At 58.9% G+C, this 21,677-nt stretch carries 21 protein-coding genes; 9 read left to right on the plus strand and 12 right to left on the minus strand.

Features of this window, described 5'->3' with window-relative positions; all coding sequences use genetic code 11:
- Positions 1 to 3: 3 nt before the first annotated feature.
- The gene (locus ACR0IK_RS04665; protein ID WP_480640617.1) at positions 4 to 762 is read left to right on the plus strand and encodes a GNAT family N-acetyltransferase; all 759 of its coding nucleotides are present in this window, start codon (positions 4 to 6) and stop codon (positions 760 to 762) included.
- On the opposite strand, the gene ACR0IK_RS04670 is transcribed toward ACR0IK_RS04665, so the two are convergent.
- On the minus strand, positions 718 to 1,413 hold the full coding sequence (locus ACR0IK_RS04670) for an SIMPL domain-containing protein (protein ID WP_480589682.1): 696 nt from the start codon (positions 1,411 to 1,413) through the stop codon (positions 718 to 720). The two genes, ACR0IK_RS04665 and ACR0IK_RS04670, sit on opposite strands and share 45 nt — an antisense overlap.
- Positions 1,414 to 1,577: 164 nt before the next feature.
- Between ACR0IK_RS04670 and ACR0IK_RS04675 the strand changes: the two genes are divergently transcribed.
- Entirely contained in the window at positions 1,578 to 3,434 is a 1,857-nt protein-coding gene (locus ACR0IK_RS04675; RefSeq protein ID WP_480640618.1) for a hypothetical protein, read from the plus strand.
- A gap of 33 nt (positions 3,435 to 3,467) precedes the next feature.
- On the opposite strand, the gene hppD is transcribed toward ACR0IK_RS04675, so the two are convergent.
- A complete protein-coding gene (gene hppD, locus ACR0IK_RS04680) occupies positions 3,468 to 4,565 on the minus strand; it encodes a 4-hydroxyphenylpyruvate dioxygenase (protein WP_480589680.1) in 1,098 nt (365 codons plus the stop codon).
- A gap of 145 nt (positions 4,566 to 4,710) precedes the next feature.
- Between hppD and ACR0IK_RS04685 the strand changes: the two genes are divergently transcribed.
- Both ACR0IK_RS04685 and ACR0IK_RS04690 read left to right on the plus strand, forming a co-directional pair.
- Positions 4,711 to 5,166 carry an Lrp/AsnC family transcriptional regulator gene (locus tag ACR0IK_RS04685; RefSeq protein WP_480589679.1) on the plus strand — a complete coding sequence of 152 codons (456 nt, stop codon included), beginning with the start codon at positions 4,711 to 4,713 and terminating at the stop codon, positions 5,164 to 5,166.
- A 19-nt stretch (positions 5,167 to 5,185) separates the two neighbouring features.
- Positions 5,186 to 7,066, plus strand: a complete 1,881-nt coding sequence (locus tag ACR0IK_RS04690) for a monovalent cation:proton antiporter-2 (CPA2) family protein (RefSeq protein WP_480589678.1) — start codon at positions 5,186 to 5,188, stop codon at positions 7,064 to 7,066.
- Between the two features lie 28 nt (positions 7,067 to 7,094).
- Here ACR0IK_RS04690 and cobT read toward each other — a convergent pair whose 3' ends face one another.
- On the minus strand, positions 7,095 to 8,108 hold the full coding sequence (gene cobT / locus ACR0IK_RS04695) for a nicotinate-nucleotide--dimethylbenzimidazole phosphoribosyltransferase (protein WP_480640619.1): 1,014 nt from the start codon (positions 8,106 to 8,108) through the stop codon (positions 7,095 to 7,097).
- A gap of 79 nt (positions 8,109 to 8,187) precedes the next feature.
- Between cobT and cobS the strand changes: the two genes are divergently transcribed.
- Positions 8,188 to 8,952, plus strand: a complete 765-nt coding sequence (cobS, locus tag ACR0IK_RS04700; RefSeq protein ID WP_480640620.1) for an adenosylcobinamide-GDP ribazoletransferase — start codon at positions 8,188 to 8,190, stop codon at positions 8,950 to 8,952.
- Here cobS and ACR0IK_RS04705 read toward each other — a convergent pair.
- The 6 genes from ACR0IK_RS04705 to ACR0IK_RS04730 form a co-directional block, all read right to left on the minus strand.
- Positions 8,949 to 9,719 (minus strand): ion channel, encoded by a 771-nt coding sequence (locus ACR0IK_RS04705; protein ID WP_480640622.1) that lies wholly within the window; start codon positions 9,717 to 9,719, stop codon positions 8,949 to 8,951. The genes cobS and ACR0IK_RS04705 overlap by 4 nt on opposite strands.
- A 112-nt stretch (positions 9,720 to 9,831) precedes the next feature.
- Positions 9,832 to 10,341, minus strand: coding sequence for a CarD family transcriptional regulator (locus ACR0IK_RS04710; RefSeq protein ID WP_170381457.1), 510 nt, complete (start codon positions 10,339 to 10,341; stop codon positions 9,832 to 9,834).
- 285 nt (positions 10,342 to 10,626) lie between these two features.
- The gene (fdxA, locus tag ACR0IK_RS04715; protein ID WP_170324594.1) at positions 10,627 to 10,965 is read right to left on the minus strand and encodes a ferredoxin FdxA; all 339 of its coding nucleotides are present in this window, start codon (positions 10,963 to 10,965) and stop codon (positions 10,627 to 10,629) included.
- Positions 10,966 to 11,030: 65 nt separating this feature from the next.
- Entirely contained in the window at positions 11,031 to 11,396 is a 366-nt protein-coding gene (locus ACR0IK_RS04720; protein ID WP_480640623.1) for an RNA-binding S4 domain-containing protein, read from the minus strand.
- A 6-nt stretch (positions 11,397 to 11,402) separates the two neighbouring features.
- Positions 11,403 to 14,210 (minus strand): helicase-related protein, encoded by a 2,808-nt coding sequence (locus ACR0IK_RS04725; RefSeq protein WP_480640625.1) that lies wholly within the window; start codon positions 14,208 to 14,210, stop codon positions 11,403 to 11,405.
- Between the two features lie 21 nt (positions 14,211 to 14,231).
- Positions 14,232 to 14,840 (minus strand): tetratricopeptide repeat protein, encoded by a 609-nt coding sequence (locus ACR0IK_RS04730; RefSeq protein ID WP_480589672.1) that lies wholly within the window; start codon positions 14,838 to 14,840, stop codon positions 14,232 to 14,234.
- Positions 14,841 to 14,870: 30 nt separating this feature from the next.
- Here ACR0IK_RS04730 and ACR0IK_RS04735 point away from each other — a divergent pair, with 30 nt between their 5' ends.
- The 3 genes from ACR0IK_RS04735 (at position 14,871) to ACR0IK_RS04745 (ending at position 18,041) form a co-directional block, all read left to right on the plus strand.
- Positions 14,871 to 15,161, plus strand: coding sequence for an SCP2 sterol-binding domain-containing protein (locus tag ACR0IK_RS04735; protein ID WP_480589671.1), 291 nt, complete (start codon positions 14,871 to 14,873; stop codon positions 15,159 to 15,161).
- Complete coding sequence (locus ACR0IK_RS04740; RefSeq protein WP_480640626.1) at positions 15,161 to 16,138, plus strand: alpha/beta fold hydrolase; 978 nt, start codon at positions 15,161 to 15,163, stop codon at positions 16,136 to 16,138. Before ACR0IK_RS04735 ends, ACR0IK_RS04740 begins: the two co-directional genes overlap by 1 nt.
- Positions 16,139 to 16,220: 82 nt before the next feature.
- Positions 16,221 to 18,041, plus strand: coding sequence for a M3 family oligoendopeptidase (locus tag ACR0IK_RS04745; protein WP_480640627.1), 1,821 nt, complete (start codon positions 16,221 to 16,223; stop codon positions 18,039 to 18,041).
- Here the strand turns inward: ACR0IK_RS04745 and ACR0IK_RS04750 are convergent, their stop codons facing one another.
- From ACR0IK_RS04750 to ACR0IK_RS04760, 3 genes are read right to left on the minus strand one after another with little or no spacing between them, the layout of a single operon-like run.
- On the minus strand, positions 18,042 to 18,917 hold the full coding sequence (locus ACR0IK_RS04750) for a DMT family transporter (RefSeq protein ID WP_480640628.1): 876 nt from the start codon (positions 18,915 to 18,917) through the stop codon (positions 18,042 to 18,044).
- 13 nt (positions 18,918 to 18,930) lie between these two features.
- Complete coding sequence (locus ACR0IK_RS04755; protein ID WP_480589667.1) at positions 18,931 to 19,200, minus strand: DksA/TraR family C4-type zinc finger protein; 270 nt, start codon at positions 19,198 to 19,200, stop codon at positions 18,931 to 18,933.
- Between the two features lie 59 nt (positions 19,201 to 19,259).
- Positions 19,260 to 20,234, minus strand: a complete 975-nt coding sequence (locus ACR0IK_RS04760; protein ID WP_480640629.1) for a Gfo/Idh/MocA family protein — start codon at positions 20,232 to 20,234, stop codon at positions 19,260 to 19,262.
- A gap of 152 nt (positions 20,235 to 20,386) precedes the next feature.
- Between ACR0IK_RS04760 and ACR0IK_RS04765 the strand changes: the two genes are divergently transcribed.
- Positions 20,387 to 21,565: a dipeptidase gene (locus ACR0IK_RS04765; RefSeq protein WP_480640630.1), complete on the plus strand. Its 1,179-nt coding sequence runs from the start codon at positions 20,387 to 20,389 to the stop codon at positions 21,563 to 21,565.
- The last annotated feature ends 112 nt before the right edge of the window (positions 21,566 to 21,677 follow it).

The raw sequence follows: 21,677 nt of genomic DNA on the forward strand, positions 1-21,677 counted from the left end.
TCGATGAGCGGACACGACACCAACGATCAGGGCCAACCCATCGGCAGGCCGGTTCCGGGCGACTTCCCTCGTCCGACGCCGCCCTATACGCCAATGGAGGGTCAGTATTGTTCTGTCGTTCCCTTGGACGTGAATCGGCACGCGCCCGGACTATACCGGGCGTTTGCCAACGATACGGACGGTCGCAACTGGACCTATCTGCCCTATGGGCCGTTCGACTCGGAACACGATTTTGTTGAATGGGCTCGCGCGACCTGCATGGATGCCGACCCGATGTTCCACACGGTGCTCGACAGTGATGAAACGCCGGTCGGCGTGGCTTCGTTTCTGCGGATTGCACCCGCGGCGGGTGTGATCGAGGTCGGCCATATCCACTTCTCACCCCTGTTGCAGCGCAGCCCGCAATCGACCGAATCTATGTACCTGATGATGCGCCGTGTGTTCGACGAACTGGGCTATCGTCGATACGAGTGGAAATGCGATGCTCTGAACGAGGTATCCCGCAACGCCGCCGAGCGGTTGGGCTTTACCTTCGAGGGCATTTTCCGGCAGGCAACCCATTACAAGGGTCGCAACCGCGATACGGCGTGGTATTCGATCCTCGACAGTGAATGGCCGCGCATCAAGACCGCGTTCGAGGCCTGGCTGTCACCTGACAATTTCGACCAGACGGGCCAGCAGCGACAACCGCTGAAGGCCCGCGCCAAAGCTGCCGGCTCAGTCGGAAATCCCGAATTCCATCGTCACATTGACCGAGACTGAAATCTCGCCCCCCGCAACCGGAACGCCGCCGGCCTCGGCCATGCTCATCGCACGCATCTGAGGCGCGGGACGAATGCCGCCAGCTTGTTCGCTGATCGTCTGGACTTGCCCCAGAGTCACGCTGGCTGCCTGAGCCAATTGCTCAGCTTTTGCAGTGGCTTCGGCCACGGCCTTGGCGCGCGCCTCTGCCTGCAGCGGCGCGGGGTCCTGTACACCAAAGCTCAGCCCGCCGAAATCATTGGCGCCGTCCTGAATGACCGCATCCATGATGGAACCCAGCTTGGTCAGATCACGCACACGCACCTGAACGTTGTTCGAGGCGACAAAGCCGGAAATCTCGGGCCGTTCGCCGCTGGGGTTGTTGCGCCCGGACCAGACCGGCGACAGCGACAGATCACGGGTCTGCACATCGCGGGATTCGACGCCCATATCCTCCAGCCGCTTCAAAATCTGTGCAACGGCATCAGAGGTCGCCTGCATGGCATTCGACGCCTCGGCATCTTCGTTTGTAACGCCCAGAGTTATGGTCGCCATATCGGGCGCGGCCTGAACGGTTCCGGCCGCATCCACCGTGATGCGACGTTCTTCCGCATGGGCCATGCCCGCTGCGGTCACGGCCATCATCGCGGCCAGAAAAGCGATTTTCTTCAAGGTCTTCCCTCCAATTTCTCCAGAACCAACATGGGGATGTGAGGGCCGATCAAACAAGGGGAACATCCGGCTTTTTCTTTCCCTCGGCGGGAACCTGCTTTAATGTCACTCTGCGGACGAGATGTCGTTTGCATTGATGCTGACAATTATGGTTCTTCGGGAATATGAAACCCGCCTTTGCGCTGTCTTTTTCTGCGACCAAGATATCTGTGCACCACCAATCGGATGACGACTGGTACTGCATTGGTGAGGTCGCACTGGATGCGCCAGACCTGAACGCTCAGCTTCATGCCTTGCGGGACAAGGCGTTCGCGCTGGAAAACAACCTGAGTTGCAAGGTCGTGATTCCGGCAGATCAGGTCCGGTTCCTGTCAACGGAAACAGATGGAGAAACGCCGGAAGAACGCACAAAACAGGCCCGGTCCGCGCTGGCCGATGCAACACCATACTCGGTCGATGATCTGGTTTTTGACGTCGCAACGGTCGGTTCCACCGCCCACGTTGCGGCCATCGCGAGACAGACGCTGGGCGAAGCACGCGATTTCACAACCGAACACGGGTTTATTCCAGTTCAGTTCACGGCGGACACCGATCAGGCCCAGTTCCCGACCGAGCCCCTGTTTTCGGACGAGAAAAGCGAAAGCCTGGCGGCACCGCAGGACAGGGATATCCCTGCATCCAACGTCCACGCTATCGCCGACACAACGGCTCCGGACTTGTTCCGCGCGCCGTCCGATGATGAGACGCCCAAGGCGAACTTTGAAGCGCTTGCCAAACGATACGCCGTACCGGCGGCAGCTGCGATCACCGCTGCGGTGGCGTTAGGGGCATGGGCTCTGATCGCGCCGGACAGTGACGAAGAGCCCGAAACGGCGCAGGTCGGAATCACCCTGCCCGAGCCTGACATTCAGGTCAGTGACACCAAGCCGGAAGTTCCGGCCGAACCCGAAGCGCCGCCCGCTGAAACAGCCGGGCGTGAACCGGATGTCCCTCCTGTCGATGTACCTGAGCTTTCCCCCACGGATAACGCGATTCTCGAAGCGCTAAATGTGGCGCCAACGGTTGTCGAAGATATTGATCGCGACCCCGAACCGCAAGACACCCCAGCACAACCCGGCATCGAGATCATCACGCCCGCCCCTCTGACGCCCCCGGTTCTGCCCCCGCAGGACGAGCTGTATCTGGCCTCCATCGACAAATCCAACCTGTCCAACGACGCAATTGCCCAGCCTTCCGTTGAAAGCTTTGCCACCGACGTACCTTTTGATCAGGTCGCCCTACCCAGCGTTGCCGGTTCCCGGTTTGACCTGGATGAACGAGGGCTTGTCGCTCCCAGTGCTGAGGGAACATTGAACCCCGAGGGGATTGCCGTCTATCTCGGGCGCCCTGCCAAGGCACCGCCACCACCCCCCGTCCGGTTCGAGCAGGAACCGACCCTTGAAGAGCCCTCAGACCGTCTGGCCGGGCTGCGCCCGAAACCGCGCCCTGGTGACCTGATCGAGCGGTTCGAGCGTCAGCAACTGGGTGGACGGTCTCGCGAGGAGCTGGCGGCGCTGCGCCCCGAAACTCGCCCTGCGTCGCTGCAGCGACCAGAGGTTGAAGAAACACCTGCCCCTGCTGTGCTGGGGGGACTGCGCGTACCGCGTCCAAAAACACGCCCTACGGGTCTTGCCCCTTCGTCGAGCACCCAAACTGCCAGTTTGGGTTCGACGGCCGGTATTGGTCAGGTCGAAACCGGATCTTTCCAGCCCAAGGCCGTGGCGCCCAAGATTCCGTCATCAGCCTCGGTTGCGCGGCAAGCAACGATCGACAATGCGCTGAACCTGCGCAAGCTGAACCTGATCGGCGTCTATGGCACGCCCGCCAACCGTCGGGCGCTGGTGCGCTTGCCCAGCGGCCGCTACATGAAACTGAAAGTGGGTGACAGGTTGGACGGGGGCAAAGTTATTGCAATCGGTGACAGCGAGCTGCGCTATCAGAAAAAGGGCCGGAACCTGACGCTAAAAATGCCACGAGGTTAAAGCGGACGAGAACGCCCGCTTTAACTTATGATATTAAGCTGCTGAAATTTCGCCGCTTTCGATTTGCTCTCGTTCAATGGACTCGAACAGGGCCTGAAAGTTCCCCTCGCCAAACCCATCATCGCCTTTGCGCTGAATGAACTCGAAAAAGATCGGTCCGATCACGGTTTTCGAGAAGATCTGCAGCAGGATTCTGGTTTCGCCGCCGTCCAAAACACCCTCACCGTCGATCAGGATGCCATGTTTCATCATCCGGTCCAGCGGCTCGTCGTGGTCGGTGACGCGATCCTTGGACATGTCATAATAGGCCTTGTTCGGTCCGGGCATGAACTTCAACCCTTTCTCGGCAATGGCATCGGTCGAAGTATAGATATCATCGCTGCCTACCGCGATATGCTGGATGCCTTCACCCTTGTACTTGTTCAGGTAGGACACGATCTGCCCGGTCTCGCCACGATCTTCGTTGATCGGAATGCGGATGCGGCCGCAAGGCGATGTCAGGGCGCGGCTGAAAAGGCCGGTATATTTGCCCTGAATGTCAAAGAACCGGATTTCGCGAAAGTTGAACAGGGTCTCGTAGAACTTAAACCACTTGTCCATATTCCCGCTATAGACGTTGTGCGTCAGGTGATCGAGGTAATAAAACCCGTCGCCGCGCGGCTTGGACTGCTTAGTCCAGGTGAACTCCTGATTATAAGGCGAAGTGTCATGGTATTGGTCGATGAAATAGATCAGCGACCCGCCGATACCCCTGATTGCGGGAACATCCATGGTCTTGTCTGCAGCATCATAGGGTTCTGCGCCTTTGGACACCGCGTGATCATAGGCCTTTTTTGCGTCCACGACACGCCAGCCCATCGCGGATGCGCAGGGGCCGTGCTCGGCAACAAACCGCGCGGCGAAGCTTTCGGTGTCGGCATTCAGAATGTACGTTACATCACCTTGCTGCCACAGCTCAACCTCAGGCCTGTCCGTGTGGTAGCCAACCTGTTCAAAGCCCATTTTGGCGAACAGATCACGCAGTTCCTGAGGCTCAGGATGCGCAAACTCCACAAACTCAAACCCGTCGGTACCGACCGGGTTTTCCTTGCTGATGACAGATTTCGGGGCGTTGTGCGGGAAAGGACCCATGGTGCACCTCATTAAAACAGGAATTTCTTTGCTGATTCTAAAATACGCCTTAATCAACGCTGTTTCTGCGCATTGTTTTCGTGTATCCTGTTAAAGTACGCGCAGAAGCTGCATTATTTCGAGCAAAAACGAAGAAAGTCCGCATATGCTGGATGCTACCGACACGCGCCTGCTCTCTGCCCTGCAAAAGAATGCCCATCTAACCGCGCATCAACTGGGGGAAATGCTGAACCTGTCACCCAGCCAGGCCGGGCGGCGGCGGCAAAGGCTGGAGGCTGAGGGCTACATCACCGGATACACCGCGCGGCTGGACGCGCTGAAGCTGGGTCTACATGTTCAGGGGTTCATTCAGGTGCACCTAGGCACACATGGCCCCGAACAATCGGAGAGTTTCGCCCGCATGGTCCACTCACGCCCCGAGATCACCAGCGCCTGGACGATGACCGGTGAGGCGGATTACCTGCTGCGCGTTTATTGCGACGATCTAACTGCGCTCAACCGCTTGCTTCACGAGGTGATACTGCCGCATCCTGCGGTCGCACGGGTGCAAAGCCAAATCGTGATGGATCAGCTCAAGCGCGACGCCCCTTTACCCACCTGACCTGACCGAAAGGACCGACATGGACGATTTCCTCTATCAGGCCTCAATCTATCTGGCAGCCGCCGTGATTGCCGTGCCCCTGTCGGCGCGTCTGGGGCTGGGGTCCGTGTTGGGGTATCTGGCCGCGGGCATCGTCATCGGCCCCGTATTCGGCCTGGTCGGTGCCGAAACCGAAAGCCTACAACACGTGGCCGAGTTTGGCGTGGTCATGATGCTGTTCCTTATCGGGCTGGAGCTTGAGCCGCGTGCGCTGTGGGATATGCGTGACAGGTTGCTGGGCCTGGGCGGTCTGCAGGTCGGTCTGTCGACAGCTGCCATCGCCTGCGTCGCCATGTATGCAAACCATCCCTGGTCGGTTGCGCTGGCAGTCGGGTTGACCCTGTCCCTATCCTCGACCGCAATCGTACTGCAAACGCTGTCGGAAAAAGGGCTGATGCAGACCAATGGCGGCCGCGCCACGTTTTCGGTGCTGCTGACGCAGGACATCGCCGTCATCCCAATTCTGGCGCTGCTGCCGTTGCTTGCACTGCCTTCGATACCGCATCTGAAAAGCGACGGGTCGATCGACCGGGGCGTGAAAGACCTGCACGATGCAGGCCATCACAGCCTGTCTCTGGTCGAAGGCCTGCCGGGCTGGGCCGTGACACTGGTCACCATCGGTGCAATCGCCTTCGTGATCCTTGCGGGCGTCTACCTGACACGGCCCCTGTTCCGCTTTATCCACGCCACCCGCCTGCGCGAGATGTATACCGCGCTGGCATTGATGATCGTGGTGGGGATTTCCTTCCTGATGACGCTTGTTGGCCTGTCGCCTGCCCTTGGCGCCTTTCTGGCGGGCGTTGTTCTGGCCAGCTCGGAATTCCGGCATGAGATGGAAAGCGACCTTGAGCCGTTCAAAGGCTTGTTCCTGGGCCTTTTCTTCATCACGGTCGGCGCCGGGATCGATGTCGCCTATTTCTTTAATGACCCGCTCGAACTGTTCGGTTTGGCCCTTCTGGTAATTCTGTTCAAAGGGATCATTCTCTTCCTCGTAGGCCGCGCCTTCAAGCTGCGCGGACGGGACCACTGGCTTTTCACGTTAGGCTTGGCACAGGCGGGGGAGTTCGGCTTTGTCCTGCTGGCTTTTTCGACGCAGCAGAATGTCATCCCGTCCGACCTGTCGCAGAAACTACTGATGATCATCGCCCTGACCATGCTGATCACGCCGCTGCTGTTCATCATCTACGATCTGCTCTCCCGCCGGATTCGGGACAGCGGTCCGCAGCCGGAACCGGATAAAATAGATGAGCAAGGCCCCGTGATCATCGCGGGCATCGGCCGCTTTGGTCAGATCGTGAACCGTCTGGTCCGCGCCAGCGGTTTCAAAACCATCGTTTTGGATCATAATATCGACACCATCCAGTTGATGCGTCGCTTTGGCGTCAAAGGGTTTCTGGGTGATCCGACCCGGCCAGAGTTGTTGCGCGCCGCAGGGCTTGAGAAAGCGACTGTGCTTGTTGCCGCGATGGATGACCGCAAACAGGTGACACGTCTGGTCAGCTTTGCCCGACGTCAGCGCCCGGACCTGCACATCATCGCCCGCGCCCATGACCGAACCCATGTGTACGAGCTGTATCAGGCAGGCGCGAACGATATCGTACGCGAGATGTTCGACAGTTCACTGCGAGCCGGGCGTTATGTCCTCGAAAATATCGGCCTCAGTGAATACGAGGCCGCGCAGGCCGAACAGACATTCTACCGCCACGACCGCGCATCGATCCGCGAACTTGCCGAGCTTTGGATCCCCGGGATGCCGACGGCGGAAAACAAAAAATACATCGAACGCGCGCAACAGTTCGAGAAAGATCTGGAAACAGAGCTTCTGGAACTGGCCGAGAAGCACGCCCAGAAATCGGCCTGACCCTGAAATGCGGGTCAGGCCGTTAAGTTTATCCGTCTGAAACTCCGGCCTCGGCAAAGGTGGCCATGCCCGAATGGCAGGCTACCGCGCTTTTCAAAATGTTGATCGCCAGCGCTCCGCCCGAGCCTTCGCCCAATCGCAGGCCGAGTTTCAGCAACGGTTCCTTGCCGAGCTTTTCCAGCACAGCGCCATGCGCGCCTTCTGCACTCTGGTGCCCGGCAATGGCGTGATCCAGGGCTCCTGCGGAGACGTTTGCCAGACAGGCCGCAGCCGCCGAGCAGATGAAACCGTCCAGAATGACCGGAATGCGCAGAACACGCGCGGCGGCGATGGCACCGGCCATGGCAGCAATCTCGCGCCCACCGAGGCGACGCAGAACCTCCAGACCGTCACCAGCCCCTGCGTGCAGGGCCACGCCTTCGGCCACGACGCGGGTTTTGTTGATTAGTCCGGCATCATCCACACCGGTTCCCCGCCCGGTCCAGTCAGACGCGTCTCCGCCGAACAGGGCACAGGCGATCGCAGCAGCCGGGGTGGTGTTTCCAATCCCCATCTCTCCCACAACCAGCAGATCCGCCTTGGGATCAACGGCATTCCAACCGGTGCACAGCGCCTGCAACAACTCATCCTCGGACATGGCCGGACCTGCGGTGAAATCGGCGGTGGGCGCATCCAAATCCAGCGCGTGTACATCCATCGTGGCACCGGCAGCCTTGGCCAACTGGTTGATCGCCGCGCCACCGTGTTCAAAGTTCATTACCATCTGCACGGTCACTTCCGGTGGAAAGGCCGAGACGCCTTGCGCCGTGACGCCATGATTGCCCGCAAACACAATCACTTGCGGAGAGCTAACCTGCGGGCGCGCATCCCCGCGCCACCCCGCATACCATATAGCCAAATCCTCGAGCCTACCCAGCGCACCCGGCGGCTTGGTCAGCTGTCCATTGCGGTCAACCGCCCGTTGCAGTGCAGTTTCATCCGGAGCGGGTGCTTGGCTCAGAGTATCACGGAGTGTTTTCAGATCATTAAGTTCAGGCAGCATCGAAAGCCTCGTTGCATCAGAGTGGTCCTGTGTGTTTAACCGAAGCGTTCAATCCAACAAGACCCGGAAAGGCGCGGGAGTGTATAAAAACGACAACACCCTGATTTCCGCATGGGATATTCCGCTGGCGCTGGTGCTACTGACTCGCCTGCCGGTACCGCGCCTGCCCGAAAAAACCTTTGCACGTCAGGCCGATTCCGCCTGGGCTTTTCCCGTGGTAGGACTGGTGGTGGGCCTGCTGGCCTGCACCGTTGGTTGGATTTCGATGGCATTGGGCTTGCCTGCAATGGTCGCTGCTGTACTCGTCACCGCAACGCTGGTGATTTCAACCGGCGCCATGCACGAAGACGGGTTGGCTGACACAGCAGACGGGCTTTGGGGCGGGTTCACGCGGGAGCGCCGGTTGGAAATCATGAAGGACAGCCATATCGGGTCCTATGGGGTTCTGACGCTGATCTTCACCCAATTGATGCGCGTCGCTTTGATCGCAGCCTTGCTGACGGCTGGAGCCTACGGTGCCGTTCTCGCCGCCTGCATCGCGTCCCGCGCGTTCATGCCGGTTCTGATGAGCACCTTGCCCAACGCCCGCAACAGCGGCCTGAGCCATACAGTCGGTGGGCCACGCGGCACAACAGTTGCGGCCGGGCTTGTACTGGCCGTTTTCTGCGCCGCGCTTTTGATGGGGTTCGCAGCCACCCTTCCCGTCCTCATTGCTGCTATGGTCGTCGCTGTGCTTGCGAAGGTCGCGAAAACCAAAATCGGCGGCCAAACCGGTGACATTCTGGGTGCGACGCAACAACTGGCCGAACTGGCCTTTCTGGCCATAACTGTGGCGGCACTTTAGGTCGTACCGCCGGTTTCGATCCTCAGGGTTTCGCCGCAATGCTTGCAATGCACCGCGTCCGGGTCGTGACGGTAAAGTCCGCAGCTTGGGCATTTGTGCCGGACTTTCTGTGGCAAAAAGATCGCCTGGGCCAACCGTACGAACAGCGCCACGCCCACCACCATGATGAACACCGAAAACAACTTACCACCCGGAGTCGCCAAGGTGATATCACCGAACCCGGTCGTGGTCAGCGTTGCCATGGTGAAATAGAGGGCATCGATATACGCGGTCTGGCTGTTGTCGGGGATAAAGAACACAAGAACCGCCGTGGAGGTCGCGAACACGAACACCATCAGGTTGATCGCTGCGATAACGGCGTCTTCATGCGTCCGGAAAAACTGGCTGTCACGCCGTAGGTCGCGCAACAGATGATAGGAATGGATCAGACGCAAGGCACGCAAAATCCGCACGAAGGCCAAGTTCCCTGGCAAGAAAGGCTCAAGCAGCAGCGAGGAGATCACGACGATATCCGCCAGCGTGTAGACCTTGCGCAGCAGCTTCCACCGGTCCTTTGCAATCCACATCCGGGCCAGAAAATCCAGCAGAATCAGAAACCCGACGCACAGGCTGGCAATGGTGATCCCCGGACCATGCGGGATGTTTGCCGTGGCCACAAAAAACACGATCGACACCGCGTCGAACAGGATCAGACCATAGCGGAACCAGACCGAAACCGGTTCATGCGCAACGTACAGAAACTTTACGGTTTGCTTTATCCCGATCATGTATCCGCCTCTGGTTACAGGAAAATTAGCGGCAAACGCAGAATTCACCAAGACCAGAGACGAAAAAGGCCACCCCTTGCAGGAGCGGCCCCAAATTCCGTGTTGGCAGCGATCAGGCAGCGCGCGAGGTCAGGACCTCATCCACCTGCTTGGCAGCCGAAACCTCGCCAGCGCCAGAGACAGCAGCCACTTCGCGGGTCAGGCGTTCGAGCGCGGCTTCGTACAGCTGACGCTCGGAATAGCTCTGCTCGCGCTGATCGTCAGTGCGGTGCAGGTCGCGAACCACCTCGGCGATCGAAATCAGATCGCCCGAGTTGATCTTTTGCTCGTACTCCTGCGCCCGGCGGGACCACATAGCACGCTTGACCTTGGCCTTGCCTTTCAGGGTTTTCATCGCCTGACTGATGACATCCGGCGAGCTGAGTGACCGCAGGCCGGATTCGGTGACCTTGTTGGTCGGCACTCGCAGGGTCATCTTGTCTTTTTCAAAGGAGATGACGAACAGCTCAAGCGAGTATCCCGCGACTTCCTGCTCTTCGATCGAGATGATCTGACCCACGCCATGCGCAGGGTAAACAACATAGTCGTTCGGGCGGAACTCAAGCTTTTTCGACTTAGACATACAGGTTCATCCTTGGTTACAGAGCGAGATACGGGACAACAAAAAAACCTGAGCCGGAGCCTTTTTCGGCTCCGCCAAGCGGCTGGTTTGTAATTAAATCAGAACTCCAAAGCAGTCATACTTACGGAGCACATCCCCATCTCAGTCATCATTCAGCTTACGATTATATCACAAAATTACGACGCCCGAAAGGCCACGTCCATTTGCAGCCTTGAAAGCCTATGCTTTTCAAAGCAATGCAACCTGTTATTACACCTGAACGAACAAGTTCAGAGAGCGAATCGCTCAGCCACCTTCGCCGGGCGCTTCCGAGAAATACTTCTCCATTTTACCTTCTTCACCGTCGCGTTCTTCGGCTTCGGGCAGCGGGTCTTTCTTGGTCACGATCACCGGCCATTGTTCCGAGTATTTCCGGTTGAATTCGACCCACTGGTCCATGCCCGGTTCGGTGTCGGGGCGGATGGCGTCGGCGGGGCATTCAGGTTCGCACACGCCGCAGTCAATACACTCGTCGGGGTGAATGACCAAAGTGTTCTCACCTTCGTAGAAACAGTCCACCGGGCACACCTCGACACAGTCGGTGTATTTGCAGGCGATGCAGTTTTCAGTGACAACGTAGGTCATGGTCGGATTCCCATTTGCGCTTTGGGCGTTAGCTAATCCAGTATTGCATTGTCTTCAAGGGAAGATCAGCCCTCTTTGGTGCGAGAAAGATCAAGCGCGCGCCGATCTTTCTTGGTCGGACGACCTTTTCCTTCGAATCCCGGATTTTTGGGTGGGGCGTCCCGTTTTTCCGACATATCGAAATACAACGTCTGCGCCTCGGGCGCCGGGCCGCGTCGCTCGCCGAGCTTTTCGACCCGAACCACCCGCACGATGCGACCCTGTGGGAAGGTCAGGACGTCTCCGGGTCCTACGGCCTGCGCCGGTTTCAGGATCCGGTTTCCGTTCAGCCGGACGTGGCCTCCGCTGACCTGTTTGGCGGCCAGGCTGCGGGTCTTGAAGAACCGCGCCTGCCACAGCCATTTGTCAATCCGCAGCTTGGCCTCGGCCATCGGCGTTTAGTTACCGTCCTTCAAACCCATCAACGCTGCTGCGAACGGGTTATCGGGATCGATAGCCTTTTCCTTCTTGGGCGGACGGGACGAGAAGGACTTAGCACCTTGCGGCTTGCCCCCCTTCTTACCCTGCGGCTTGCCGCGCCCGTCCTGAGGCTTCCCGCGCGGTTTGCCTTTGCCCTGCCCCTGCCGCTGTTCACGACGCGGGCCCCGGTTGGCCTGGCGCTGACGACCCCAGGTGAAGGTGTAGAATACTTCGACCCCGGGTTCCTCTGATTCCAGAACCTCAGCTACCGCCTCGGTGCTTTCGGTGGCCTCGGCTGGCGCCTCGGCGGGGGCGACGACCTCTTCGGTTTCCGCGACCGGTGCCGGGGTTTCTTCGGTTACCGGTTGTTCGGTCGCTTCCGTGTTGGGTTGCTCTGCCGGAGCAGGTTTCACCTTTTCACGCTCACCACGTTCAGCCTTGTAGCCCAGGCCCTGCATCAGGTCGGCGAACTGTTCCAGCGTCATACCGGTGATCGACAACATGTCAGGCTTCGCTTCGAATCCACCACGGCTGTCTTCGGCTCGCAGCATGTCCGCCAGACGTTCCAGCATGTCGATCCGGATCGAGCGCTCACCTGCATCGCGGTAGCCGCACATGGTGTCGTACCCTTCGGGCGCGTCCTTGGCGACCGGAACGGTGACCAGCCCGGGAGGCGGTGCTTCGGGGAATTCCTGCAGCCCATTGGCCAGTGCCCACAGAACCAGACGCAGACGCGTCGGAGCAGGTTTTAGCAGTAGCGGCATGAAGATCGTGAACTGGCCAAAGCGAATGCCGTGCTTGCGCAGCGCGCCGCGGGCGTCCTGATCCAGGTCCTTGACCTCTTGTGCAACGCCCGCGCGGGGCAGCACGCCCAGTGCTTCGACCATGCGGAAGGCGAAACCCTTGGCCAGACCGGTCAGTTCTTCGTCGCGCGACAGGTTCAGCAACGGCTCGAACAGCGCTGCGACCTTGCGGTCGATGAAATGCTGCAACCGACGCTGAACTTTCTGTTCGACATCCGGTCCTGCGGCCTCGTCCACAAAAACCTCGACCAACGGCTTAAGAGGCTCTGCCCCGGCAACCAGTTTGCCGACGGCATACTCGCCCCACATCAGGCCACCCTGATCGGTGAAATCAATTTCGGTATCGGGCGCATTGTAGAAGCGATCGGCGCGCAGATGGAATTGCGGCGCGAGAGCTTGCAGGGAGGCCGATTTCAGAGCTTTCGCCTCAGTTCCTTGCGCGCTTTTGTCCGGGCTAAACCGGAACCCTTCCAGACGACCGACGAATTCGCCTTCGACGGTCACTTCACCCTTGTCATTTACTTCGGCCAAAAGGGCCTCCTTCTGTTTGAGCCGGCGCAGCAGCACAGATGTGCGCCGGTCCACAAATCTTTGTGTCAGTCGGTCATGTAATGCGTCCGACAGCCTGTCTTCTACAGTGCGCGTTTCGTCACGCCAATGTGATTCGTCACGCACCCAACCGTTTCGCTGCGCAACATATGTCCAAGTGCGAATATATGCCAACCTTTTGGACAATGCATCAATATCCCCATCCGTGCGGTCGATTCGACGGATTTGCCGCGCCATGAAATCATCCGGGATCGATCCGCGTTCATGCAAGTGACCATAGATCACTTCAAGCAGGCTGGCGTGTTCGGCATGGCTTATGCCGCGAAAATCCGGGATTCGGCACACATCCCACAGCAATCGGACGGATTGGGGGTCACTGGCGCGTGCCGCTACCTCGGTCACTTGCGACAGTGATTTCAGCACATTCAGGTCATCCGCGGGCCGTGCCTTGATCAGATGTTCGTCGTTTGGACTGACCTCAAGCGAGTCGATCAGCGCCGCAACCGAGCCAAACCGCAGGGCGGCATTCCGCCAGTTCAGCTTTTTCATCGGCGTGAACCGGCTGTCCATGATGGCCTGCGCCACGCCTTCCTCTAGTTGCGGAGCCTCACCGGTCACGCCGAACGTGCCATCCGACATCCCGCGACCAGCGCGGCCTGCGATCTGGGCCAACTCATTGGGAGCAAGCGGACGCATCCGGCGGCCATCGAATTTGCTTAGGGAGGAAAAGGCGACGTGATCAACATCCAGGTTCAGCCCCATGCCAATGGCATCGGTGGCGACCAGGTAGTCGACCTCGCCATTTTGATACAGGTCCACCTGCGCGTTCCGCGTGCGCGGGCTGAGCGCCCCCATGACCACGGCCGCACCGCCTTTTTGGCGGCGCAAAAGCTCGGCAATCGCATAGACACTATCGACTGAGAACCCGACAATCGCACTGCGCGGCGGCATTCGGCTGATCTTTTTCGAGCCCGCATAGACGAGCTGCGACATCCGTTCACGGCGAACAAACTGAGCCTCGGGCACCAGCGCCGCGATGGAGCCGCGCATAGTGTCTGATCCCAGAAACAGCGTCTCATTGGTTCCGCGTGCCCGAAGCAGGCGGTCGGTGAAGACATGGCCGCGTTCGGGATCGACGCAGAGCTGGATCTCGTCGATGGCCACAAAATCCGCGCCCATGCCCTCGGGCATCGCCTCGACTGTGCAAACCCAGTACTGGGTGCGCGGCGGTACGATCCGCTCTTCACCCGTGACCAGCGCCACAACGGACGGGCCGCGAATGGCGACGATCTTGTCATAAACCTCGCGCGCCAGCAGACGCAGCGGCAGACCGATTACACCGGTCCGATACCCCAGCATCCGCTCGATAGCGTAATGGGTTTTTCCTGTGTTGGTCGGGCCGAGTACGGCCACGATTCGGGATGACCCGCTCACCTTTGCCCCCTGCCCCGTCTCTTAGAGGGCCGAGCCCTCGACCTGGGGCTTCAGTCGATTCACCGCATTGGTTACTTCTTCATGATGAGGATGTATAGCCAGCGCGCGCTCATAGGCGTCGAGCGCTTTGTCGGGCTGTTCGATGATCTCGAAGATCAGCCCGAGACCGTAGATCGCTTCGTAGTTATTCGGGTTCAACGTCAGCGCGTGCTCAAGATCGGCTGCCGCCATGCCAAAGCGATCCATTCCGAAAAACGCCGAAGCCCGCAAATGCCAGCCTTCGGCAAATCCGGGCGCGTGATCGGTCAGCGCCGTCAGGTGTTCGATAGCGGTTAAAGTATCTCCGTCTTCCAGAGCCTCGCGCCCGCGCTCCAACAGCAAATCCGCCGAAGCCGAGCCGGATTGCGACCACAGCGCCTTGAGCTGCCGATCCAATCCAATCGCCTGTTCCGGTGTGGCCAGCGCCAGTTGCTGCAACAGCGCGACCTCATCCCGCAGGTCCGCCTGTTGCGCGGCGGAACTGGTGGAAAACATGACTGTGACAAAAAATGCCGCAACGGTACCTTTGAGATTGTTGATTGCAATGCCCATAACAATGTTCAGTGTAGCGTTGCGACCGGGGATGTCCATTCACGGCGCAGAAACAATATGAGGAACACAATGAGCGACACTCTTGAAAAGGCCGCGGCCGCGCTGAACGAAAAATTGACCGGCGGCGATTTCGACGCATCGGCCAAGTTTGCCATTGCCGATCTGGGCGCTATCGTTTTGGACGCAAACGGCGCACGCGTCAGCGACGAAGAAACCGACGTAACCCTGAGCGCCGATGCAGACACGTTTGAACAGATCCTCAGCGGCGACCTGAACCCCACCGGTGCGTTCATGTCGGGCAAGCTGAGCGTGGACGGTGACATGGGTGTTGCCATGAAACTCGCTTCGGTGCTGGCCTGATGCAGGTCTCGCCGGCCCCTTTTTATGAAGACGTGGCCGGCGGACCCGCCGGTGGTGCCGCTCACTGGGTGACAACTTCGGACAACATTCGGATTCGCGTAGGCCACTGGCGCCCCGAAGGCGAGGCAAACGGCACGGTGATGCTGTTCCCCGGTCGAACGGAATACATCGAGAAATATGGCGATGCCGCAGTTGAATTTGTTGGTCGCGGCTTTGCCTGTCTGGCCGTTGACTGGCGTGGTCAGGGGCTGGCAGACCGTCTGCTTGAAGACCCGCGCGTCGGACATGTCGAGCACTTCACCGACTATCAGCAGGATGTGAAGTCCACTCTGGATCTGGCCGAGCAACTTGAGTTGCCGAAGCCATGGTACGTGATCGGCCATTCGATGGGCGGCGCGATTGGCCTGCGCGCAGTTCTTGAGCGCGACTGTTTTACCGCCTGCGCCTTTACCGGCCCCATGTGGGGCATCTTTTTCACTCCGATCATGAAACCGCTCAGCCGATTGACCGCCTATTGGGGGCCGCGCATCGGGCTGGGGGAAAAGACCCCTCCGACCACGTCGCTGGAAAGCTACGTTGCCTCGCAACCCTTTGACGGCAACGTGCTGACACGTGATCCGGCGATGTACCAGATGATGAAGGATCAACTGATTGCGCACCCCGAACTGGCCCTCGGTGCGCCGTCGACGATCTGGCTGCGCGAAGCACTGGACGAATGCGCCTGGTTGATGGAACAAACCGCCCCCGCGACACCCGCCCTGACCATCCTGGGCAGCCATGAGCAAATCGTTGACCGGAAGGCGATCCGCGCGCGGATGGCGAACTGGCCCAACGGTACGCTGGTGGAAATCCCCGACGGTGAACACGAGGTGCTGATGGAGCCGCCTGAGGTGCGTGGCCCTGTCTACGACCAGTTGGCCGCGCATTTTCTAGCCGCGCAATCGGGCGCTGCACCTGCGCCTGCCCTCTCGAACTAAAGATACACTCACGCAATGGCGGCTTGTGATCCGGGCCGCCCGCGCCTAGATGTTTGCGAAAGCAGATATTCCGAGGTGATCCATGCGCGACCTTCCCTTTCCCGTCCGAGACGCAAACGCAGCCGGAGGAGCCGGCGATCTTGGCAACCTGCCGGAATGGGATCTGACCGACCTCTACAGTTCGGAAAAAGCGCCGGAGCTGGACCGCGATCTGGACTGGTTGGAGGGCGAATGCGCGTCTTTTGCAGCCGACTACGAGGGTAAGCTGGCGGATCTGGATGCCGAAGGCCTGCTGACTTGCGTCCAGCGCAACGAAAAGATCAACTCGATTGCCGGTCGCATCATGTCATTCGCCGGTCTGCGGTATTACCAGCTGACCACCGATGCCGAACGCGCCAAGTTCCTGTCGGACATGCAGGAAAAAATTACCATCTTCACTACGCCTCTGGTTTTCTTCACGCTGGAAATCAACCGGATCGACGATGACGCGCTAAAGGCGCGTTTCGATGCAAATGTCGATCTGGCACGCTATGAGCCGGTCTTCCGCCGCATCCGGGCAATGAAACCCTATCAGCTTTCGGACGAACTGGAGAAGTTCCTGCACGATCTGGGTGTTGTTGGCGACGCATGGGAGCGTTTGTTCGACGAAACCATCGCAAGTCTGACCTTCACCGTCGACGGTGAAGAGCTGAATATCGAGGGTACCCTGAACCTGCTGACGGAACAGGATCGCAGCAAACGCGAAGCCGCCTCGCGCGAATTGGCTGCTGTGTTTCAAGACAACATCAAGACCTTCGCCCGTGTGCACAACACGCAGGCCAAGGAAAAGGAAATCGTCGACCGCTGGCGCAACATGCCGACTGCGCAGACCGGCCGTCACCTGTCCAACGACGTCGAACCCGAAGTGGTCGAGGCGCTGCGCGAGGCCGTTGTGGCCGCCTATCCTAAGCTGAGCCATCGTTATTATGAATTGAAACGCAAATGGCTGGGGCTGGATGTGATGCAGGTCTGGGACCGCAACGCGCCGCTGCCGATGGAAGACACCCGGGTTGTCGGCTGGGAAGAAGCCGAGAAGACCGTAATGGATTCCTATAACGCCTTCGATCCCCGCATGGGTGAGATTGCAGCGCCGTTCTTCTCGAAAGGCTGGATCGACGCAGCTGTAAAACCGGGCAAGGCTCCGGGTGCCTTTGCACATCCGACCGTGACCGAAGTGCATCCGTATGTGATGCTAAACTATCTGGGCAAACCGCGCGATGTGATGACCCTGGCGCACGAGTTGGGCCACGGCGTCCATCAAGTGCTGGCCGCCGACCAGGGAGAGATGCTTTCTTCAACACCTCTGACACTGGCAGAAACTGCCTCGGTGTTTGGTGAGATGCTGACCTTCCGCAAGATGCTGGATCAGGCCGAAACGCCGGAACAGCGCAAGGTTCTGTTGGCCGGTAAGGTCGAAGACATGATAAATACGGTAGTCCGCCAGATCGCCTTCTACGACTTCGAATGCAAGCTCCACGCCGCCCGCCGCGAAGGCGAACTGACCCCGGACGACATCAATGCCCTGTGGATGAGCGTTCAGGCCGAAAGCCTTGGCCCGGCGTTTGAATTCATGGATGGGTATGAAACTTTCTGGGCCTATATACCGCACTTCGTTCACTCACCCTTTTACGTCTATGCCTACGCCTTCGGCGACGGCTTGGTGAACGCGCTCTATTCCGTCTACGAAAGCGGATCGGAAGGGTTCGAGGACAAGTATTTCGAGATGCTGCGCGCTGGCGGGTCCAAACATCACAAGGAACTGCTTGCCCCGTTCGGGCTGGATGCGAGCGATCCTAAGTTCTGGGACAAGGGCCTATCGATGATTTCAGGCTTCATCGACGAACTGGAAGCAATGGAAGGCTGATCACTTCTCGCTTTTGGTCGTCAGGAACACGGCGGCCACGATCAACACGGCTCCAAGGGCTGCAATCGGTGTGATTGCGGCCCCCAGAAACAAAGCCGAATTGACAAAGGTGAACACCACAGAAGCGGCAAACATCAAGGTCGCCGTCAATGTCGACACCCGCGCAGCAGCCTCGTACCAAAGGTAGTAGGCCAAAGCGGTTGGCAGTACACCCAACAGAATCAGCAACACCACGTCATTGGTGGTAGGTAGCTGCAGCGAGAACGCAGCCACAGGGACCAGCAGAACGCCCGAACACAGAAAGATTCCGAACAGGAAATTCAATCGATCGCCGGTCGATTCAGAACTCCGCATTGCGCGGCTGCTGGAGATCAGAAACACTGCCCAGCTTAGTCCTGCGCCAATCTCAAGCAGATCACCAAACAAGGGCTCTCCGCCTCCCTGGAAGTCCCGGTAAACTGTTAGAAAAACGCCCAGAATGGCCAAAGCTGTGGCCAGAAAATCGGTGCGTGTGACCGGGGTGTCCGCAAAGAAATACAGGAACACCAGAACAAAGAAAGGAGCTGTATTTTCGAGCACCATAGCGTTGGCTGCACCGGTATGCTCCAGCCCGATATGGAAAAGGATGTAGTTGACCACTGTCGACAAAACAGCCAGACGGAAATTCCAGTCGCCCAGTCGGATCGACACAGGAATGTGCATCGCCCGCAACAAGCCGAATATGGTGAGCGTGGCGATGAACAGGCGGGTCACCGCGATCTGCATCCCCCCAAGATCAGCGGTTAAATAGCGAACGATGACACTGTGCGTGCCCCACAGAAACGCAGCAAGAAACCCCAGAACCAGACCGTTTTGCAGAAGGCTGGCTTTAGGCATCCCACTGCCCCGTTTACTTCAGCTGGCTGTCTTTGGAGCCGCGCCGGTTAATGCCCGAACGCGCCTTGAAGGCTCCGTCGCGTTCCTGCTGGCAATCGAGGCACAGCTTGACGCCCGGCAAGGCCAGCCGCCGCTTCTCTGGAATCGGCTCTTCGCATTCGGCGCAATGGGTCAGGCTTTCCCCTACCGGGCGCTTTTGCGCCTGCATCCGGGCCAACTCGTCCGATATGGACGCCTCAATCTGTTCACTCACCGCGCCATCGCGCGCCCAGCCGCCTGCCATGGGCCTCTCTCCTGATCAGGTACCGGCCAGATTAGCCCGGCGGTGCGTAGCGTGGCAAGTCAGAGTGGCACGGCCCTTTCCAGAACCAGATCAATCATTTCCTGCGTTCCACGCGAGAATTCCAGAGGGCACGGATACACCGCCCCTTCGCGCACCGAGCGGCAGAATGCCTCGACCTGCAGTTTGTAGTGGTCGTCGCCGGGGAAACGCATGACCTGAACCTCAAGCCCCGGGCGGTGCAACTCCACCCGTGCCTCGCCAAAGACCCGCGCGTTAAACGGCGCAGTCAGGCGGATTACACCGCCTTCTCCGTGGAACACCATTTCCTGATGCGGGTGCATGCGGATCGAGACATAGCTAGAATAGGTAAACCCCGGAAACTGCGCGCGGATTTCCGTAAAGGTGTCGATACCATCTTCCCACCGGATCGCGGAACCGACCTGCACCGGCTCCTGACCTGTCGCAAACCGCGCACCGCCGATCACATAGACGCCGATGTCACGCAGCCCCCCACCACCTGTTTCGGCGCGATTGCGGATGTTCGTAGTATCCGCACGATTGTCGAAACTGAACGCACCGGTCACATGCGTAAGATTTCCAATAGCTCCGTCCGCGATCAGTTTTTGTACCAACTGCCACTGAGGATGATGCACGATCATATAGGCCTCGGCCGCCAGCAAACCTGTTTCATCCCGCTTTTGGATCAGCGGTGCAAACTCGGTCGCGGTCATTGTCATGGGCTTTTCGCACAGCACGTGTTTCCCCGCATCCAGCGCTTTGAGGGCCCATTCCACATGTAGGTGATTGGGCAGCGGGATATAAACGGCTTCGATCTGAGGATCGGCAAGCAGAGCCTCATAGCTGTCGTAAACCGTCAGATCGGGGCAATAGGCCTGGAACGGTTCGGCCTTGGCCGCGCTGGATGTAGCCAGCCCAGCCAGACGCGCGCCGCTGGCTGCGTGAATAGCCGGCGCCATGAATTGGCGCGCAAATTTGGCAGCGCCCAGAACACCCCATTGAACTGGTTTTTGCATATTCTCCTCCGACATGCGTGATCTCAGCTGAACCCGAAAGTTAACGCTAACAGACAGTTTCTCGCCCTTCTAGCAACCTTCCGACGTTAAGTCAGGCTTTTATCTGCAAGGAACCACCCTAATCTGCCCGTACAGGTCGGGAGGGTGTGAGAATGGAGCGGGTCTTCAAATGGATAGGCGTTCTGCTCGGGTTTGCGGTGATCGTCGGTGCTGTGGTGTTTTTCGGATTTCTGCCGTCTTACATCGAAGCGAAACGCAACAGCGTGATCGACCACGCACCCTTTGAAATATCGGGGGACGCTGCCACCTTACACGAAACCCTGATTGTCGGCGACCTGCACGCAGACCCCTTGTTGTGGAGCCGAGATCTGAACGAACGCGGCACACGGGGTCAAGTCGACATCCCCCGTCTGATCGAAGGCAACGTAGCCTTGCAAGTCTTTACCGCTGTGACCAAATCCCCCGCCGGACAGAACTATGAGGCAAACTCGGTCGAGGCGTTCGACAACATCACCCTTCTGGCGATCGGGCAGCTTTGGCCCTTACGCACCTGGGACAGCCTCAAAGAACGCGCCGTCTATCAGGCCGAAAAGCTGCACCAGTTCGAGGCTTCTTCGGACGGCCAGTTGAAGGTTATCAAAACCCGCGCTGACCTGGACACCGTATTGGCCGCACGTGCCGCGGGTCAGTCGGTTGTCGGAGGCATTCTGGGCATCGAAGGCGCACACGCGCTGGAAGGTGACCTGAGCAATCTGGACACGCTGTTCGATGCCGGGCACCGCGTCTTTGGACTGCACCACTTTTTCGACAATGAACTGGGCGGGTCGCTGCATGGCTACGGCGAAACCGGCCTGACTGAGTTTGGCCGTCAAGTCGTGACAGAACTGGCGCAGCGCCCTGTCGTCATCGACCTTGCCCATTCCAGCCCGCAGGTCGCTCATGAGGTGATCGCAATGACCGACGTCCCCCTGATTGTCAGCCATGGCGGTCTTCACGGGTTCTGCCCGGTCAAACGCAATTTTCCGGACAACCTGATGCAGGACATCGCCGCAACCGGGGGCGTCATTGGCATGGGTTATTGGGCGGATGTGACCTGCGGCGACATCACTCCGACCGGTATCGCCAGGATGATCAAGGCCGCGATCGATACCGTGGGAGAAGATCATGTGTCGCTGGGTTCGGACTATGACGGCTCGGTTGAAACGGCGTTTGACACCTCTGAACTGGCCACCTTGACGTCAGCTTTGCTGGCGCAGGGTCTGACCGAAATGCAGGTTCGCAAGGTGATGGGTGAGAATATGGTGCGCGTTTTCAGACAACAATTGAACTAGCTGAATCTTGCGCCGTAACCGCTTGATTTCACGACCGGGATTCACTCAAGAACCGGTGGGTAACCCCACTGTTTCAAATCTCGACATCCGAATTTCGTGATCCGTTTTTCCG

The sequence above is a fragment of the Ruegeria sp. BF7 genome (assembly GCF_056538605.1).